Below are 1,740 nucleotides of genomic sequence, written 5' to 3' on the forward strand. Positions count from 1 at the left end.
GCCCGGAGATCCGCTTCCCCAAGGACGTCGCCTCGGCCGACTACTGGGTGCGGCATGTCCGCGACGCCGTGCGCTTCGCCGACGATGTGCGCAGGTTGCAGGACGAGGGCGTCACCCGCTTCCTGGAGATCGGCCCCGACGGCGTGCTGACCGCCATGGTCGACGGCGCGCTCGCCACCGCGACCCTCCGGCGCGATCGGCCCGAGACCGCGACGCTGCTCACCGCCGTGGGGCGGCTGTTCGCCGCGGGCGTGCCCGTCGACTGGAGCGCGGTGTTCGCCGGGCGCGGTGCCCGGCGCGTCGACCTGCCGACCTATCCGTTCCAGCGCAGGCGGTACTGGCTGATCGACGGCGCGGCGAACGCCGACCCCGCGTCCATGGGCCTGGGCGCGGCCCGGCACCCGCTGCTCGGGGCGACCGTCATGATGGCGGAGTCCGACGAGTTGGTGTTTACCGGTCGGCTCTCGATCGGTTCACAGCCGTGGCTGGCCGATCACGCCGTGGGCGACGCCGTCGTGTTCCCCACCACCGGCTTTGTCGAGCTCGCGGTGCGCGCGGGCGACGAGGTCGGCTGCGGCCGCGTCGACGAGCTGACCGTCGAGACGCCGCTCGTCCTCCCCGAGCGCGGCGGTGTCGCCGTCCAGGTCGTCGTCGGGGCCGCGAACGCCTCGGCCTCCCGCTCCCTGACGGTGTACGCGCGCGACGAGAACGCGCTCGACGCCCCGTGGACGCGGCACGCGGTCGGCCTGCTCGCCGCGGGCACCCCTGACGCGCCGGGCGCCTCGGGCGGAAGCGAGCTGACCTCGTGGCCGCCCTCCGGCGCCGAACGGGTTGACCTGGACGGGTTCCACGACCGGCTCGCCGCCGCTGGATTGGCCTATGGGCCCGCCTTCCGCGGGCTCGGCGCCGCGTGGCGGCGCGGCGACGAGATCTTCGCCGAGGTCGCCCTGCCCGACAACGCCGACCCCGGCGCGTTCGGCCTGCACCCGGCCGTCCTCGAAGCGGGCCTGCGCGCGTTCGCCCTGTCGGGCGCGGCCGAGGGCGAGGCGGCGCACCTGCCGTTCTCCTGGCGTGGCGTCGAGCTGCACGCCTCGGGCGCGGGCGCCCTGCGGGTCCGCGTCACCCGGCTGCCCGAAGGCGCCATGGCCCTGACGATCGCCGATGCCACGGGCGAGCCCGTCGCGACCGTCGAGGCCGTGACCCTGCGGCCCGCAGGGGACCTCAAGGCCACCCACACCGACTCGCTCTACCACCTCACCTGGACTCCCGCGGCGGCGGGCGGCGTCGCCCCGTCGGACGTGGACATCCTGCGCATCGACGGCGCTGACGCGCGGTCCGCCGTGAACCAGGCCCTCGACGCGTTGCAGTCAGCGGGCCCACGCCTCGTCGTGGTCACGCGGGGCGCGGTGTCGGTGGACGGCGGCGACGTCACCGACCTCGCGGGCGCGGCGGTGTGGGGCCTGGTGCGCAGCGCCCAGTCGGAGGACCCGGGGCGTTTCGTCCTGGTCGACATGGCCGGAACCGGTTCCGGGAGCGCTTCTGGGAGCGGTTCCGATGCCGAACGGGCGGCCGTGGACCTGGCGTTGGCCACCGGCGAGCCCCAGGTCGCCATCCGAGGCGACGTCGCCCTGGTGCCTCGGCTGGCCCGGTGGACCGGGGCGCCGGAGGAGCCAGCCTCGCCCCTGGGTGAGTCGGTGTTGATCACTGGTGCGTCGGGTGCGTTGGGTGGTCTTGTGGCGC

Annotated in this window: 1 protein-coding gene; it reads left to right on the top strand. The window is 75.4% G+C overall.

The window, feature by feature from the left end:
• Window positions 1–1,740: polyketide synthase dehydratase domain-containing protein (locus tag DEH69_RS24230; RefSeq protein WP_181727583.1), on the top strand; the 1,740-nt coding region annotated here is incomplete at both ends.

The organism is Streptomyces sp. PT12 (assembly GCF_003311645.1).
GTDB lineage: Bacteria > Actinomycetota > Actinomycetes > Streptomycetales > Streptomycetaceae > Streptomyces.